The sequence below is a fragment of the Leptolyngbya sp. FACHB-8 genome (genome assembly GCF_014695575.1).
Taxonomy (GTDB): domain Bacteria; phylum Cyanobacteriota; class Cyanobacteriia; order Elainellales; family Elainellaceae; genus Vacuolonema.
This window is the reverse complement of the sequence record NZ_JACJOO010000044.1, coordinates 1-16,746: the sequence shown is the minus strand read 5'-3', so window position 1 is coordinate 16,746 and position 16,746 is coordinate 1. Positions and strand designations below refer to the sequence as shown.

General features: G+C 52.2%; 12 protein-coding genes. 4 read left to right on the top strand and 8 right to left on the bottom strand.

Annotated elements, in window-relative coordinates; genetic code table 11:
* Positions 1–371 precede the first annotated feature (371 nt).
* Complete coding sequence (locus H6F91_RS09455; protein WP_190775692.1) at positions 372–881, top strand: N-acetyltransferase; 510 nt, start codon at positions 372–374, stop codon at positions 879–881.
* A gap of 29 nt (positions 882–910) precedes the next feature.
* Positions 911–1,321, top strand: coding sequence for a hypothetical protein (locus H6F91_RS09450; RefSeq protein WP_190775691.1), 411 nt, complete (start codon positions 911–913; stop codon positions 1,319–1,321).
* 188 nt (positions 1,322–1,509) lie between these two features.
* On the opposite strand, the gene htpG is transcribed toward H6F91_RS09450, so the two are convergent.
* The 3 genes from htpG to H6F91_RS09435 form a co-directional block, all read right to left on the bottom strand.
* Positions 1,510–3,477 carry a molecular chaperone HtpG gene (htpG, locus tag H6F91_RS09445; RefSeq protein WP_190789302.1) on the bottom strand — a complete coding sequence of 656 codons (1,968 nt, stop codon included), beginning with the start codon at positions 3,475–3,477 and terminating at the stop codon, positions 1,510–1,512.
* Between the two features lie 181 nt (positions 3,478–3,658).
* On the bottom strand, positions 3,659–4,024 hold the full coding sequence (locus H6F91_RS09440) for a metalloregulator ArsR/SmtB family transcription factor (RefSeq protein WP_190775689.1): 366 nt from the start codon (positions 4,022–4,024) through the stop codon (positions 3,659–3,661).
* A 764-nt stretch (positions 4,025–4,788) separates the two neighbouring features.
* Positions 4,789–6,666 (bottom strand): iron uptake porin, encoded by a 1,878-nt coding sequence (locus H6F91_RS09435; protein WP_190775688.1) that lies wholly within the window; start codon positions 6,664–6,666, stop codon positions 4,789–4,791.
* 343 nt (positions 6,667–7,009) lie between these two features.
* On the opposite strand from H6F91_RS09435, the gene H6F91_RS09430 reads away from it, so the two are divergent.
* Entirely contained in the window at positions 7,010–9,541 is a 2,532-nt protein-coding gene (locus H6F91_RS09430; protein WP_190775687.1) for a sigma 54-interacting transcriptional regulator, read from the top strand.
* Between the two features lie 110 nt (positions 9,542–9,651).
* Here the strand turns inward: H6F91_RS09430 and H6F91_RS09425 are convergent, their stop codons facing one another.
* The 4 genes from H6F91_RS09425 to H6F91_RS09410 form a co-directional block, all read right to left on the bottom strand.
* Complete coding sequence (locus tag H6F91_RS09425; protein WP_190775686.1) at positions 9,652–9,954, bottom strand: DUF6464 family protein; 303 nt, start codon at positions 9,952–9,954, stop codon at positions 9,652–9,654.
* 140 nt (positions 9,955–10,094) lie between these two features.
* Positions 10,095–11,489, bottom strand: coding sequence for a magnesium transporter (mgtE, locus tag H6F91_RS09420; protein WP_242035710.1), 1,395 nt, complete (start codon positions 11,487–11,489; stop codon positions 10,095–10,097).
* Positions 11,490–11,737: 248 nt separating this feature from the next.
* Positions 11,738–13,534 carry a signal peptide peptidase SppA gene (sppA, locus tag H6F91_RS09415; RefSeq protein ID WP_190775685.1) on the bottom strand — a complete coding sequence of 599 codons (1,797 nt, stop codon included), beginning with the start codon at positions 13,532–13,534 and terminating at the stop codon, positions 11,738–11,740.
* Positions 13,535–13,645: 111 nt separating this feature from the next.
* Complete coding sequence (locus tag H6F91_RS09410; protein ID WP_190775684.1) at positions 13,646–14,389, bottom strand: cytochrome c biogenesis protein CcdA; 744 nt, start codon at positions 14,387–14,389, stop codon at positions 13,646–13,648.
* Positions 14,390–14,837: 448 nt separating this feature from the next.
* Here H6F91_RS09410 and H6F91_RS09405 point away from each other — a divergent pair, with 448 nt between their 5' ends.
* Positions 14,838–15,359, top strand: coding sequence for a GNAT family N-acetyltransferase (locus H6F91_RS09405; protein ID WP_190775683.1), 522 nt, complete (start codon positions 14,838–14,840; stop codon positions 15,357–15,359).
* Positions 15,360–15,440: 81 nt separating this feature from the next.
* Here the strand turns inward: H6F91_RS09405 and H6F91_RS09400 are convergent, their stop codons facing one another.
* A complete protein-coding gene (locus H6F91_RS09400; protein WP_190789301.1) occupies positions 15,441–16,610 on the bottom strand; it encodes a hypothetical protein in 1,170 nt (389 codons plus the stop codon).
* Positions 16,611–16,746: the final 136 nt, after the last annotated feature.

Genomic DNA, 16,746 nt, shown 5'->3' with positions numbered 1-16,746 from the left:
GCTGTCGGAGGTACTACGCTGTGTCGCTACGTCGAATAACTGTATCTCATCCTTCTTAACTTGCTACCCCCAACCCGACCAGATTTGCCAGTTTTTTCCAATAGACTTCCTGCGTGAATGGTTGCGTGGTTTTGCCGCGCAACCATCTACGTCCTCAAAAAACGATTCATGCACCTCGGAAGCATAGTTGAGTGAGTGGAGGGATACTTCGTGCCCTTTCACTCCACTCAACTACGCCTGTAGAGTACGGTCCTCTGAGGTGTATGGTGGAAATTACAGCGCTTTGCACTTGAATTAACCACGGTTGTTTTTGTGAGAGCCGCGCGGAGCAAGGCTCTCACAAAAACAACCAGAAGTTTGAATCCTGGGCTATGGAAGTTCGAGCTGAGAAACCAGAAGATGTTGAAGCAATTCGCCAGATCAATATGGCGGCATTTGGGCGAGAGGATGAGGCAAATTTAGTCGATCAATTGCGAGGTGTTTCCTCTACGCTTTCTTTTGTGGCTGTTGAATCGGGGCACGTTGTTGGGCATGTTTTCTTTAGTCCAGTGGCGATCGCCGGGAAATGCCCAGATAATTTACTGGTTTTGGGACTGGCACCCGTGGCTGTATTACCGGGTTACCAGCGACAAGGAATTGGGGCGTTGCTGATTCAACAGAGTTTAGAAGAATGCTCTCGTCTAGGGTGTAAAGCCGTCGTAGTGCTAGGCCATCCAGAGTACTACCCCCGATTTGGCTTTATTTCAGCTAAGGAAAAGAGGTTGAAATGTGAATACCCCATTCCAAATGAAGCGTTTATGGTGTTGGAACTGGAACCGGATGCCTTAGAAAATTGTGTTGGAACAGTAAAATATCGCTCGGAGTTCGACCAACTGGAGTAGCGATCGCCCCTATAGGAACCTTCAAACCCATGCGACTCTTTCAAAAAGTTCTAGCCGGATTCCTCTTCGCTATCGGCGCACCCATGCTAATTGGGGCTATATGCCTCCTACCAAATCCGAATGCTACGAAGGAGGATAAGGAAGCTGGCTTAGGTCTCCTTGTTTTAGGTGTACCACCACTAGTTGGAGCAGGGTTACTGGTATGGAATTTACGACATACAGCTGGGCAGGCTGAAGAGAGTAAAGAACAGAAACTAGAACAATCATTCCTGCGAGTTTTACAGGCAAACGGAGGCGTCATTACGCCCCTGCGATTAGCAGCGGAGACGGGAATGCCTATTTCGGATGCTAAAACCTACCTGGATGAAAAGGCTCAGGAACTCAATGCAACCTTTGATGTTTCTGAGGAAGGCGGGATTACCTATCGTTTCCACTTCTAAAATGTTAGAAGCTGTTGGAAAAGCTGATTTTTTGTGCGCGTAGCCCGCAAAAAATCAACTTTTCCAACAGCTCTAATGAAGTGTCTTCGTCATTAAATGTTAGAAACCCGGTGTTTCTAAAAACACCGGGTTTCTCCGTCTTTTCTAACTCAACGAATTAGCTTGAAGCAGACTAATTCTGTTGGCAATTACACACGGGTTAACCGGGTTAGCACCTGATTCGATCGCTCTACAAACGCTTTCATACCCTCGGCATCGAAGGCTTTTTGGGCCATCAGTGCCAGGTCATAAATGTGCTGGCAGAGGAGGTTAGACAGTTCTCCAGAGGGAGAGGTACCTTCTGTTTGGACAATGCTGCCCTTGTTCAGGTCGAGCAGGTTTTGCACCAGGGGGTGAGAGGTGTTGACCAGCAGAGTGTGCTCGTTCGGGAAGTCAACCGCTTGCTGTTGTAGCAGAGCGGTCATCTCCCGCATCCGGCGCAGGTTTTCGGGTAACAGCACCATCGCCGGAGGCGCATTCTCGCCATCGGTCTTGAGGGCTTCCGTGCGGATGGTGACGGAGGGTTTGTTCAGAGCTTTTTCGAACAGTTCCTTCACCAATTCGCTGCGGGTCTTGTTGCTGTTAGGGTCGACGATTTCGGATTGTTCCTTCTCTTTGTCGATCAGGGTGTCATCCAGGTCGGCATCCACACGGGAGAACTTGGCATCGGGATATTCCCGCTCCAGGAAGCTGATGAAGTGGCTGTCAATAAAGGAATCCATGAACAGCACTTCTAAGCCCTGACCCTTGAATAGGTCGATGTAGGTGGCCTGAGCGGCTTCATCGGTGGCGTAGAAGACCCGGTTTTGCTGCTTCTCCTGGGTGCGCTCCAGGTATTCCTTCAACGTGGTGTAGGGGAGGCCGGGACCAGCTTGCGGTGTGGAAACATCCTGCCAGGCATCGCCTTCTTCCGTCTGCACCTGCACTTCAGCGGCTTCAGTTTTCGGTGCTTCGTAGGTGGTACGGAAGATCAGAATATCCTCTACCTGCTTCTTGAACTTGTCGTCGTTCATGGAGCCGAACTTGACGAAGGTGCCCAGATCTTGCCAGCTCCGGACGTAGGCTTCGCGGTCGTCGCGGTAGAGTTCCTTAAGGCGATCGCCCACTTTCTTCGCAATGTAATCCGCAATCTTACGAACGGTGCGATCGCTCTGCAAGAAGCTACGCGACACGTTCAGCGGAATGTCGCTGCTGTCGATCACACCCCGCAGGGGCATCAAGAAGCGGGGAATTACCTCCTCGCAGTTGTCGCTGACGAACACCTGATTACAGAACAGCTTGATTTGCCCCTTGGTAACATCTACATCGGGCCGTAGCTTGGGGAAGTAGAGGATACCGTTAACCACGAAGGGGTAGTCGGTGTTCAGGTGAACCCACAGCAGAGGCTCTTCCTGGAACGGGTAGAGGTAACGGTAGAATTCCAGGTAATCTTCGCGGCTGAGGGAGCTGGGCGATTCTTTCCAGGGAGCCTTCTGGCGGTTGATTTGTTCGTCGCCCAGTTTGATGGAGACGGGCAGGAAGTCGCAATACTTCCGCACCAGTTCCTTAATGCGGTAAGGTTCGGCGTACTCGACCTCCTCATCCTGCAAGGTGAGGGTGATGGTGGTTCCAACTGTCGTGCGGTTACCCTCCGAAATTTTGAACTCGGTGGAACCGTCACAGCTCCAGTTCACAGGAGCCGACCCTTCTTTGTAGGAGAGGGTTTCAATCTCGACGTGCTTAGCCACCATGAAGGAGGAGTAGAAACCAAGCCCGAAGTGGCCGATGATTTGCTGGTCACCAGCACCCTTATATTTTTCAATAAATTCTTCAGCGCTGGAGAACGCCACCTGGTTAATGTATTTCTTCACCTCATCGGCGGTCATGCCGATGCCGTTGTCAGAAATAGCCAGGGTTTTGTTTTCCTTGTCCAGGGTGATTTCGACCAGGGGCTCAGGTAGGTCGCCTGCAAACTCGCCAGAGCGAGCGACCATGTTGAGCTTCTGAATCGCATCAACTGCGTTAGAAACGAGCTCTCGTAAGAAGATTTCGTGATCGGAATAGAGCCACTTTTTGATGATGGGGAAAATATTCTCGGTATGGATCGAGATGTTGCCCTGTTCCAGAATCGTCGCCATAGGTCTCCGTCGGTGGTGATTCAGTGGATATGGTTAACTGTCGTCCTACTCAAGTGTGAGGGCGATCGCTTTTCATTATTGATCCATTAGCTCCACAGACGCAGATGCGGATTTCCCTACCTACTCAAACCGTGTGATGGTGGGGTGTACACACCCACCATCACGCAAGGTTGAACAAGAGTTAAGCAGATTCTTGGTTTTCTGCGGCCAGGCTGAAGGCGCGGAAGTAGCGGGCCTGTTGCTCAATGCGGGTGGCGAGGCGATCGCACACCAAATTACATAGCTCAAAGATCAGCCCATCTTCCACCCGGTAAAAGGCAGACGTTCCCTCCGTGCGGCGACTGAGGATACCGGCTTGCACCATCACCTTTAAGTGCTTAGAAACGTTGGCCTGGCTGGTGGCAGTGACTTCAACTAAATCCTGTACACACCGCTCCCCATCCCGTAGCACATTCAAGATGCGGAGGCGCGTCGGTTCACTCAAGACACCGAAATACTCGGCAACCTGCTGCACAACCTCGGGCGGGACAGAATCAGATGATTGCATATTAGTTTATGCTTCCATAACCTTGAAGCGATGATTTTATCAGATTACCGTGGAATGGTGCTTGGGGATCGCCCTGAGAGAACTATTTTCCGCCGCTTCCCTGGTAGGGATAGAACGGAAGGTAGAAACCCTGGTTTTACCTTCCGTCCTATCCCTTGCAAACCAGTACTCTTTGTCGAAAAAATTAGTAATTCCTGAATGTTTTTTAGAGCGGAATATTCTTCTTGTACGCCCAATTCGCTCTGAAATGCGCCTGATGTTTTATGTTCTACTTGACAATACCTTCGTCATTTATCTTAAACCCTTGATTTTGTACGCACGACCCGCACACAAAATCAAGGGCTCAAAAAAGCCCATTTTGGTGTGCGCGACCCGGACACCAAAATGGGCACTTGGGTTTATTTCGAATTGGGGTTCAACTATGGAGGCTATATAGCCTTGGAACAAGGCGTAAACTTAATTTTTTGCAATAAAAAGCGACCCATATGGATCGCCTGATCACTTGCAGTTTATGCACTCATTTAGACTGTTTTAGTCTTTCCCCTTACCCCTGCCTTCGTCAAGGAAAAGATACAGGGCTTAAGTTAAGAATCGTGGCAAATACATGGAGTGCCGATTGATATTAGGGAATCTATCAAACTCAGAAAGCTTTCCAAGTTTCCAAATATCCATATAAAGAATATCTAGAAGCTCGGAAAGCAACACTTGGCAAGGTTGCCTTTCATCCAATAAATGCATGAAAGGCAACGTCTTAGCCAGAAGACTTAGAACAGGAAGGTTGTCCGGAGTGCGCCGACAAAGATGGTGTCGTTGTCAGAGTTATGACCCGGATTAAAGATGACAATGAAGCCGGGAGTTAGAACGATGTTGTCGCTCAAACGCCAGCGGAAGAAGCCTTCCAGATGAGTTGCTGCATCAGGTTGCCCGCCAGAACCAGCTTCCACTTCGCCCTCATTGATAAAGGAAGGCACGTTCCGGCCTCCGGGGAAGTCACTGCTAACAATACGCGGTGGTTGACCCACATACAGTCCAGCCAGGTTGCCATCGCCCAGCACATCAGCAACGTTCAAGAACACCATCCAGTTGATGGTCTCTGCATTTCCCCTATCCCCCTGTAAATCTGAGTTGGTATATCCAAACCATCCGCCCAGAGAGAAGGTATTGGAAATTTGCCAGGCGAGAGAGGTCCCCAACGCATCGGTGTTAATGGGAGCCCGGAAGTTTCCGCCCAAAACCGCAATTTGGTCATCGCCAACTCCGGTACCCAGTCGACCGAAGGGGGAATAGGAGTTGATGTACTGGAACGAAACGTCCAGGTTATCGATGGGAGTGACAACCAGTTGTGCTCCGATCGCCGTTTCTCCTTGATCGCCACCAAACAAACCGCCCAGGTTTGTATCACTCGGCAGGCTGGAGGAGTAAACCCCCTGCAGGCTAATGCGATCGGCAATTTGCCAGTCAAACCCAAGGCCACCCTCACCGTTACCCATGCCAATGATGGGGTTACGTTGAGCAAACAACGAGAGAGGGCCTAATCCTGCTCCCTCGACCCGGTTCGTACCCCGGAAAACGTTGACGGCGTTCAGTCCTTCTGCTCCAACAATGATGGCAAAGTCATCACCAATCAGATGGCGCAGGCTCAGGTCGCTGAGCCGGAAGTCATTGTCCGTATCCCCTTCATAACCCAACCGGAAGAAGTTGCTGAGAGCGGGACCATCTTCTACGGTGCCGCCATCACCGGCCTGTAGCCCGGTTAGCAGGATGGTGCGCTCATCAAACTGGGTTAGTAAGCTGAGCTGAAGGTTGGTAATGAGGTTGACGCTGGTTTCGTCGTCGGTCAGTTCATCCACAAAAAACGTGAAGTCGTTTTCGTTGCGACCCTGCACACCCACGACCGCCTGACCAAACAGCCGGGTGGTCGTAGAGAACTGATTGGCTTCTAGTTCGTCTACCTGGGCTTCCAGGGTATCGACGCGACCGCGCAGGGCTGTCAATTCAGCGGAGAACTCACGTTGGAGCGCTTCAACGCGGGTAATTTGTTCTGCATCTAAATTTGTGCCCGCGATCGCATCCAAACAAGCGGCTAATCCGGCTGCAAATTCAAAACGGCTCAGGGTTCGGTTCCCCCGGTAGCTGCCGTCGGGGTACCCTTCCAGGCAATCCAATCCCCCCTGGTCTTCGGAGTTGGCAAGAAAGGAAAGAGCTTCATAGGCCCAATCTCCCGGCTGCACATCAGAGAATTGGGTGACAGAGGTGACCTGAGCCATATTCATCGTGGCCTGTACCGCACTCAGGGTAGAAGCGGTATCACGGGTCGTTGCGGTTTGGGTAGTGCGCCAATCCTGCAGGGCAACTCCGTTGCCAGGTGCTTGCTCGGTCTCCGCGACGGGCTCTGTGGCGATCGCGTCGGATGCCATCGGGGCTTCTGAGCCGGGGGCACTGACCTCGGAAACCGTCGTTAGATCGGAGGACGGTTCTGTGGTTAAGGCGATCGCAGAACCATCAGAAGCAGGTTCTACCTTTAATGCGTCGTATCGAGACGGTTCGGATTCAACGGCTTGAGCTTGCATGGATGGCATGGCGACTGCCAATCCACTCACCAAAGCCAGCCACAGGACCGCAGAAAAATTCGCACGTTTCATCCACAAGAGTTGCATCAATTTATCCTCACACCAAAAAACGGCATACAAACTTTAGGTCCGCTACCCGTTGCGTTGAACTACACCAAAAACGGTATACAAATCTCGGGTGCGCTACCCGTTGCGCTGAGTTACGCCAGAAACGAGATAGGCATCATGAGCGCATCACGCATTGCGCTGAGCTTCGCCTGTTACATCTGCTACCCTATTCTCCACGGAAGGTACTCTGAAAAACTCGACGATGTCAATAAACAGCATTCGGTTAAGACACACTTTTTCACCTCCCTTCATATGAATCACTCCTGCGTTAAGATTGCCTCGGGCTAGGGATTATTGGGGGCACAGCATGGATAGCCAGGAGCAGCAGAATTGGTTACAAGCGCAGACGGTTCTGGGAATGTTGCCACCAGAAGTTTTGGCGGCGATCGCCCTTCTCCTTGAACCCATAATTCTTCCCGCAAATCACAAATTAGTAACAGAGCAAACCCATCCCGATGGTCTTTATATCCTCAAACAGGGCCACGTGGAAGTACACCGGGAGGGCAATGCTCCTCTGGATGTCGGTCTGCTGCCGGGTTCGGTGTTGTACCTCAAAGAGGTGTTGCTAGAGCAGCCTACGGAGCAAACCATCGTTACGTTGGATGAGTCTGAGCTATGGCGGGTACAGGGCGATCGCCTGCGGGCTCTGGCTCTCCAGTATCCGGTGATCAATCAGGTACTTTCTCGGCAGCTGGCCGACGAGCTGAATCAAATGTCAGCTCAACTGACTTTTGAACAGGAACGGCAGATAGCCCTGCGCCCCTACCTGCTGCCGAAGGTAAAACGGGGGATTATTGGTTCCAGCCGGTATGCCGTGCGGTTGCGCAACGACATTACCAAGGCCTCGAAAGACCGGCGACCTGTGCTGATTTTTGGGGAGCCTGGGTTAGGGAAGGACAACGCAGCGGCATTGGTTCATTTTGGCGGGGACGATCGCAAACAACCCCTTATTCGTGTGGACTGCGACAAGATCCAGGCCAACGGTGCCGAGCTTTTCGGTCGAGCTGGGGGCAAGGCGGGGTTGTTAGATTGGTTGGGCCGTGGCACTTTACTCCTCAACAACATTCAGGAGTTACCCAAAGAACTCCGTCCCAAAATTCGCCACTTAGTGAAAACGGGTGAATATACTCCGATTACCCGTGATGGCGAGGAGGCTTCACCCCGTCAAAGTCAGGCGCGGTTTATCTTCACCTCAGAACGCACTCTGCCAGAGCTGGAACGGCAACAAAGTATAGGGCACATCATTAAAGTGCCGCCACTGCGGGTACGAAAGGCTGACCTGGAACCCCAGGTGAACTACTACATCGGGCTCTACTGCAAAGCCAAGGGGCTTAACAAGCCGACTGTGGCCCCCGAAGCATTGCGGCGGCTTCAGGGGTATGACTTTCCGGGCAATTTGTCAGAGCTGGAAAGCATGGTAGAGCGGGCTGTTATTCAATCTAACTGTGCACCTGTGCTGACCGAAGAAGTCTTTTGGGCGGTGGGGAGCAAAACCCGACGATTCCGAATTAATTTGTTAAACAGCTACCCTCGGCTGCGGCAGTTTTTGCGAAGTCCGTGGTGGCCCGATCGCATCAACTATGGCATCACTTTTACCCTATTTGCGGTCGTCGTGGCGATTCTCTGGTTTGGGCCGCAGAGTCGCGATCGCAATATTGCCCTAAATTTGTTTTGGGCCTGGTGGTGGCCCCTGGTGCTGCTCATTTTTCCCTTCCTGGGGCGTATCTGGTGCTCGGTTTGTCCCTTCATGATCTACGGGGAGATCGCCCAAAAGATCACTAACCGATTTTTCCCCGGCTCCCTGCGCTCCTGGCCCCGCACCCAGGCTGAGCGGTGGGGTGGATGGTTCGTGTTTGGGATGTTCGCCCTGATTTTGCTCTGGGAAGAGTTGTGGAACCTGGAGAACACAGCGTATTTGTCGGGCTGTCTCCTGATGCTGATTACCGCAGGTGCTGTGGTCTTTTCTGTGCTGTTTGAGCGGCGGTTTTGGTGCCGTTACCTCTGCCCCATTGGTGGGATGAATGGCCTGTTTGCCAAGTTGTCGATGACTGAGTTGCGGGCTCAGCAGGGCATTTGCTCTGCTACTTGCACCACTTACCAGTGTTATCGGGGTGGCCCTGAAAAGGGAGAAGGCCAGGAGACAGGGGGCTGCCCCCTCTACTCGCACCCGGCTCAGTTGCAGGATAACCGTGACTGCGTACTATGCATGACCTGCCTGAAAGCCTGTCCCCACCGGTCTGTGGAATTCAATCTACGACCACCCGGTATTGAATTATGGACGACGCACAAACCGACTCTGCATGAGGTTTATCTGCTGTTTTTACTGTTTGGAGCCGTATTCCTGCATCATCTGCCCGAAAGTCTGATCCGGCTTGGCATTTCTCAACCTACCCAAATTTTGGGGAACGTTTGGGGACATTTGGGGATATCAGGGGTCGCACTACTGGTACCAGGGGCGATCGCCCTCCTCGCCTACGGAGCGATGCACCTGTTCAACCACAATCCTCATCCCAGGCCCTTTGTGGAACTGGCTTATGGCTATCTGCCTTTGGTGTTGGCGGCTAATCTAGCCCACTATCTGCATTTGGGGCTGACAGAAGTGGGCCGAGTGATTCCCGTAAGCCTTGCCACGGTTGGTCTAAGTGGTGGCGAAGCCCTGGTACTAACCGTTCATCCGGCCGTTATTGCATTTCTGCAAGGGTCTACGCTCATGGCAGGGGTTTTGCTCAGCATTGTGGTGGCCCAAAAAATTGCTCGGCAGCCGTTCCGCTGCTTGCTACCCCAGCATATTGCAAGCGGGGCGATCGCCCTTCTTCTCTGGCCACTTATTCTTGGCTAAACCCGCGTTAAGGACGTTTCACTGAACTCCCTTGAGGTAGGCACGATGGCCATGGGCTAAATCTGCGTTGAGAACGTTCTATTGAACGTTCTCAACGCAAAAATTACACACTATGGCAAAGGCCGTTCTTCAAAGTGGGAGCATTCGTCGCAGGGGCCGCTGGGGTTGATAGCACAGCGGATGTAGGGCGATCGCGCATTATACTGACAGCGAATATTCCCAACTACCAGCCCTAATCCCTCTACATATTGCTGATCCGGCCGCTGGGTCGGCGTGGCAAACCGTCTGTAGCTCATGGATTCCATTGCATGTTGAAAGCGCGCCTGAGACTCTGCTCTGGAATGTCGCAGGCACCACAATGAGATCACCGAGGGAGTCAGACCAAAACACAGAATGAGTAACGAAGTCAACATACTGGGTGACTGAGTTACAAGAGTTTGGATCTGGATTGTAGCGTTTTTTCTCAGTAGGGTGTAGGCGAGCTGAATCTCTTAATAGGCGTGGGTGTCGCGTACGCCAATTAGAGATTCAGCGAAACTCTCCAGGTGTTGTTTTATAGCCTCAAAATTAAGCGGGCAAAGTTGAGGTAAATGAGTACACCCAGTACATCCACAAAAGTCGTAATAAAGGGGGCCGACATCAACGCGGGGTCAAAGCCGATCGCCATAAACAGGAACGGCAACGCTGAACCTGCTACGGACGCCAGAACCGAGATCGCCACCAGGCTGCACCCTACGGCGATCGCCACTGCCAGATTTCCCTGCAAAAAGTAAGCCCATACCGTTACCACAGTTCCCAACATGAGGCCGAGGAAGGCACCTGCGATCGCCTCTCGCCGAATCACATTAAAAGACTCTTTGATGCCAATTTCGTTCGTGTTCAAACCGCGAATAACGACCGTGGAGGATTGTGCCCCCACGTTGCCTCCGGTGCCAATTAGGAGGGGAATAAAGGCTGCCAGGGAAACAACCTGTTGCAAAATGTCTTGTTGGCTGCGGATGACGGCACTGGTGCCCGTATTGGTAATCAGCAGAACGAACAGCCAGACGACCCGACGGCGAGCTACTCGCATCAAATCCGTTTCAAAGTAGCTGTCATCGCCAGATTGAACGCCGCCTAACTGGTAGATGTCCTCGGTGGTTTCCTCCTGTACCACGTCAAGCACATCGTCCACTGTGACGATTCCCACCAGCCGTTGTTCTGTGTCGACTACGGGTACGGCCAGGAAGTCATAACGCTGAATCAAGTTGGCGACTTCTTCCTGGTCGGTGTCGGTTTGGACGTAGACGACGTCGCGTACCATGATCTCGCCAATTAACTGATCAGGTTGAGCGGTAACCAGGCCTCGTAGAGAAATAATGCCCACTAACTGTCGGGCGCGATCGGTGACGTAGAGGTAATAAATGGTTTCGCTCATGTCCGCCAGCTTGCGGATTTCTTCCAGGGCGCGAGTGACGGTCCAGTTTTCCTTCAGGGCAACGTACTCGGGCGTCATGATACGCCCGGCGGTGTCCGGTTGGTAGCCCAGCAGTAGGGCTGTGGCCTCTCGATCCTCTGGGCTCAGTTGCGATAGCAGACGCGTGACGACTTTCGCTGGCAACTCATCAAACAACCGCGCCCGGTCGTCGGGAGACATCTCCCCGACAATGTCCTGCACATCCTGGCGGCGGAAGTCTTCGATCAGGGTTTGTTGAACGGAGGAGTCGAGGTATTCGTACACTTCGATCGCCTCGTCTTTCGAAAGGAGACGGAAGGCGATCGCCTGCATCGTATTGGGCAAGGCTTCAATTGCTTCTGCAATGTCGGCAGGCTGCACGGGAACGAGCAATGCCTTTGCTCCCTGCAAGTTACTTTGCTCTAGCAGGGTTTGTAGTTGTGCCCGCACCAGCTCTTGCAGTTCCTTGCGCGAGAAGGAGGGAATGGGGGTATCGTCTTCGATGAAAGTCAACCTTCTGCCAGCCTGAACTACGCCTCTGCACTTAGTCTATAGCACTGTGCAAGTGCGGGGCGTGTTTCAAACGTGGGGTTATATCAAATCCGGTTGAAGGCTTAAGCTTGCCATGCACATGCTAAGGGTGCATCCACTTTTGTAAGTGAAGCGGGCGAAGCCCGCTTCACTTACAAAAGTGGGTTTCCAAATTTGCAAAAGTGGGATGCACCCCATGCCAATCCAACACGGCGGAAGTCGAAAGAGAACTAGCGAATCTCTGGCTGGAATGCCGATCGCGCGTAAACTCCCTTAGGATCATCCAGGTTTTGCAGGAAAGATAGCTCGCGCTGGGCTCTCTGAATCGCCTGATTGAGAGGATCATTGGCAGCGCTATGGGAACTGACTCGGCTCAAGATGGAGGTAAGGGCTTGGAGTTGGAAGGGTTGTGCATCCGGATATTCCACCAGTTTCCAGTTGTCTCCGAGGTCTGCTTGCTTCGCGGCAGCTTGAATGGCGGTTTCCAGCCCACCCAGTTCATCCACGAGGCCAACTCCTTTCGCATCAATGCCTGACCAGACGCGACCCTCGGCGACTTTTCGCACATCTGCCACGGGGAGCGATCGCGATTGAGACACCATGTTCAGGAAGTCAGTATAGGTTTGATCCACCATGCCTTGTAGCATGGCTAGCTCCTGAGGCGTGCGGGGGCGGGAGATGCTATACAGATCAGCGCTGGGGTTGGTTTGGACACTATCCCAGGTGATGCCGTTGTCGTTGGCGAGCTTTTGTACGTTAGGCACCATGCCAAACACCCCGATGGAGCCTGTAATGGTGGCGGGGGAGGCGTAGATTTTGTGGGCGTAGGTGGCCAGCTGATAACCGCCTGAGGCCGCCACGTTACCCATGGATGCAATGGTGGGCTTCGTATCATGCAGCAGCTTGATTTCCCGTGCAACCAGCTCAGAGGCAAAGGCACTGCCGCCAGGGCTATTGATGCGGAGGACAACGGCTTTCACGTCATCATCAAGGCGTAACTTCTTGAGGAGGGCAGCGGTGCGATCGCCCGCAATCTGCTCGGAGCTATCACTGCTGCTCACAATGTCACCATTCAGGTACACCAGGGCGACCTGTTTGTTGCCACTGGCGTTCGTTGTTCCCACATCTGCTACTTCGGCATATTCCATCACACTGATGTCGTGGATGTCTTCTGCTTTCTCCGCACCCGTTAACTTCTGGAGTTCGGCTTCCATTTCATCCGGGTAGGCTAGCCTATCTACCAGCCCGGCGTTTTTGGCCGCTTCGGCGGAGAGCAGCCCCTGTTGGTTGGCGATCGCCTCAATTTTGGCAGGAGTTAGCTTGCGGCTTGCGGCTACCTGGGTCACAAATTCTTGCCAGAGGTCGTCGAGTAAGGCCTGAGTTTGCTGGGCCGCCGCTGGGCTGTTATCGGTGCGGATGAAAGGCTCCACGGCAGCTTTGTACTGTCCAGCTCGAATGACCTGAACTCCAACACCGTATTTATTCAGGGCCCCAGCAAAGAACATCATTTCGGCGCGTAAGCCATTCAACTCCATCAAGGCGTTGGGGGTGAGGATGATGTGGTCGGCCGCAGACACTAGTAGATAATCACGTTCATCCCAACCGCCCCCATAGGCGTAAATGGATTTTCCTGAAGCACGGAAATCGACTAGAGCCTGGCGCAATTCTTCTAGTGTGGCGTAGCCCGAGACGGAACTCAGGGTGCCCGTAATGTAGAGCGCTTTGATCTGATCATCCTTGGCGGCAGCGTCGATCGCGTCAATGGCAACCCGCAGGGGGACAGCCCGACTTTTGTTCTCTAAACCCAGGGCTGTTTCCACTAATCCCAGAGGCGGATCAATATTAGCATCGGTAATTCCGTGGCTCAAATCCAGGGTGAGAATGGTGTCGTCTTTGACGCTAGCGGATGGGCCTTCTGTGACTACAGCGGCGATCGCTGCTAACAATAACAGTCCTCCTAACCCCAGCGTTACGAATAAAATCAACCCGATCACGGTCGCCAGGATTTGTTGAATAAACTTGCCCATTTTGGTTGCTCTAAAGCTTAGAAATAATAAAGATTCCGCCCTGGTAGAAATTGACTCAAATTGATAATTTGTCGGGAATGCCGACAAATTATCAATTGTGTCTTCATTGTTTTAGAGAGCGGTGGTTGGCAACACCCGTACCAGTAGTGAAAATACCCCAAACCCTACTAATAACACTCCACTGGCGGGCGTAATCCACCCTGACCAGCGGCGCAACTCCAGCAGCTTCTTCAACGAGGCCGTAAAGGTGCCTGCTAAGATGAGCGGCGTGACATATCCAGCCGTATAGGCCAGCAGCAGACTACTTCCCAGCACTGGGTTTTGCGTGGTAGAAACCCAGGCGAGAAGCGTTGCCAAGACAGGAGTGCTGCAAGGAGAGGCCACGAGCCCAAAGGTTAACCCTAAAACGTAGGAGCGAATGCCCTCGGGCCAATCTTCTGAAATCCAATCCATGCCTGTGAAGGAGGGAAGTCTTAGGGGTAATGCTTCCAGCAGATTGAGCCCCATCAAAATGGCAATCAAGCTGACAACGATGGGAAGCCCAATGCCAATTTTGCCGTAGACTTGACCGGCGATCGCCGCCAACACCCCCATGATAGCCAGGGTTGTTGCCAATCCCAGGGCAAACCAGGTAGATTGTGCGGCTGCCCACAACCGTCCCCGAGCTTCGTACCCGCCAATGTAGCCCACCGTAATGGGCAGCATAGATAACATGCAGGGCGTCAGGCTGGTGAGTAACCCTGCCAGAAAAATCACCCCAATACTCAAGGGGGTGAGATGAGCCAGTTGACTGGATACCAGATTATCGGCAAACTGGGCCAGATAATAAAGCTGGGTTTGAAGGTACTCCACCATAAAATGCCAGGGTTAAACCGTTTGAAGAGCGTAAGTTTACTGCTATTCTACCCAACAATACTGCTGGGTAGGTTTTCCAAGTCTGCTTCAAATGAGTTCCAGGAGCCTTGTCAAATTCAACGGTTAATTTCTATCTCCTTAAAGCACGGAAAATCACTTCTTTGAAGCTTCTCAAACAGCTTATTAAGAGATGATTTCGCAACTACATCGAGTTGAGGGAATAGACAGCATTGTGATCAGTACGTAATTTTTAAGAAATGATGCTTTTTAGCATGCAGTATTTCCCTGTCTGGTGATGTGTGGATGTAGAACTTTGCCCTGCATCTATATAGCACTAGGTTGAAAAGATTTATATGTCAGTGTATGAAATGCCTAATGAATTAGTGATGAATTTGTCATAGGTACACTTGCCAGTTGGAGTAGGATAACGAATAACCCGAGAAATGGTATGGATGCTGTCACCATTCGACCCGCTCGCCTAGAGGATTTGCCCCATCTATCTCAGATTGAGAAGGCAGGGTCCGAGCTGTTTAGAGGAACGGATTATGAAGCGATCGCCAACTCAGAACCCAACACCTGGGTTTTAGATCCCCCCCGGCTCCTGATCTGGATTGCTGCGGATGTAATGGATCAACCTATTGCTTTTGCTGTTGTTCGTGTACTGACATCGGGACCGCATCTTCAGGAGATTGATGTTGATCCCCGGTACGCTCGTCAGGGTATCGGGCGTCGGCTGATTGAGGCGATCGCTCAGTGGGCCAAAGCCCAAGGCCACAGCACCCTCACCCTCACCACCTTTCGCACCATCCCCTGGAATGCTCCCTATTACAGCCGGTTAGGATTTGAAATTATCCCTGACGAAGACATCAGCCCTGCTTTACGAGCGATTCGCAGTGCTGAAGCAGAGTGGGGGTTGCCGATGAGCGATCGCTGCTGTATGCAATTAAAACTGCACGACACCGATGAATAATAGGATCTCTGGCTGAAGAGTCATAATATGGTCCTTCAGCCGGAGATCCTATTGTTGTAAACGACTCGGCTCAATTAACCTCTACCGACTGATTTCTTGCAGCTTGTTGTTGGTTTGCAATCGCAAAATTTCAGCTTCTTTATAAGCGGTTGTGCCGGGTTTAATGCTGTTCAACTCAGTCAGAATGCCTTGCAAGCGTGCAGCAACTTGATTGGCGTTCATATAGTTCAATTGCGCCAGTAGCGATTGAATTTCTTGCTGTGTCCTTTTTAATGAGTCGATCGCCTCACTCTCCGCCTGCTTCCGAATGCTAATATCCAGCCTATTTGACTGATAAGTTGCCATCAGCTTTTGGGCTTCAGCAAATCCCGTTGGATCCGTAGTGGCAGAAACTTGGCTGAGTAGATAAATGGCTTTTTCCCAAAGCTGTTCGATCGCCGCCCATTCTTCTACCGAGTGGGGTGGGTTTTGTGCTCGCTTTGCGGCTTCCCACGCAAAGCTTCGGGCTGATTCAATCAGCACAGCGGTCTCACGACTTGTCGCCGATTCACCTACGATCGCCTGAAACTCATCCTTCTCTGGCTCCAATTTCTGTCGTGCTATATCCCCTGCCAGTGTTTGTGCAGGAACTATCTCCATCTGATTCAGAGCAACGCGCCAGGCTGTAATGGCGGCCTGCTTCGATACCAGATCGGGTGCAGCCTGATAGTTTTGCTTGGCCTTGTTGAGCGCTTGCTCAACATCTGTCAGCACCGTATGGGCATTCTGCTCCTGAAAGACTTTGGCTTGCAGCCGTCCCACCTCTGCCCGGGCTCCATTAAAGGCGACGGGGCTGAAGCGCCAGTCGTACCAGTAGTAATAGCGATTGGGCCAGTAGCTCACCAGATCCAGGGGTAGCGCATCCAGCTTGGCCTGAGCTTCTGTCACCTTCTGAGCGCCCATCTGGATATCGGCAAAACTGGTGGCATTGTCGATGAGTTGCTTGGATTGTTCGGTGAGGGCGATCGCATCCCGAAAATCCCGGTCTACATGCATGTAGCTGGGCAACAGCAGAATGGGCATGTTGCGAGCGATCGGACGGCGGATAGGTGCATAGGGTAGGTTGGCAGCCCAGACAACCGCTGCCGGAATCCCTAGCAATAGCAGCAGGAAAAAGAATTTGCCACCAAAGCCAGAGCGACGACGGGCAGGCTGAGGCTCCATCCGATAAGGCTTCATTACAGGCTGAGCCGCATTAATTTCCTGCTCCAAATCGGCCAGGGTTTTGGGCCGATTGGGTCATTTGACTCGAATATCGCCATTTTTTATAGGCGGCTGTCAAGATAGTAGGGAACCCTTGGGTGCCCTGCTATGACCCGTCGCCAAAAACATCCCCTGCGTGATCTGA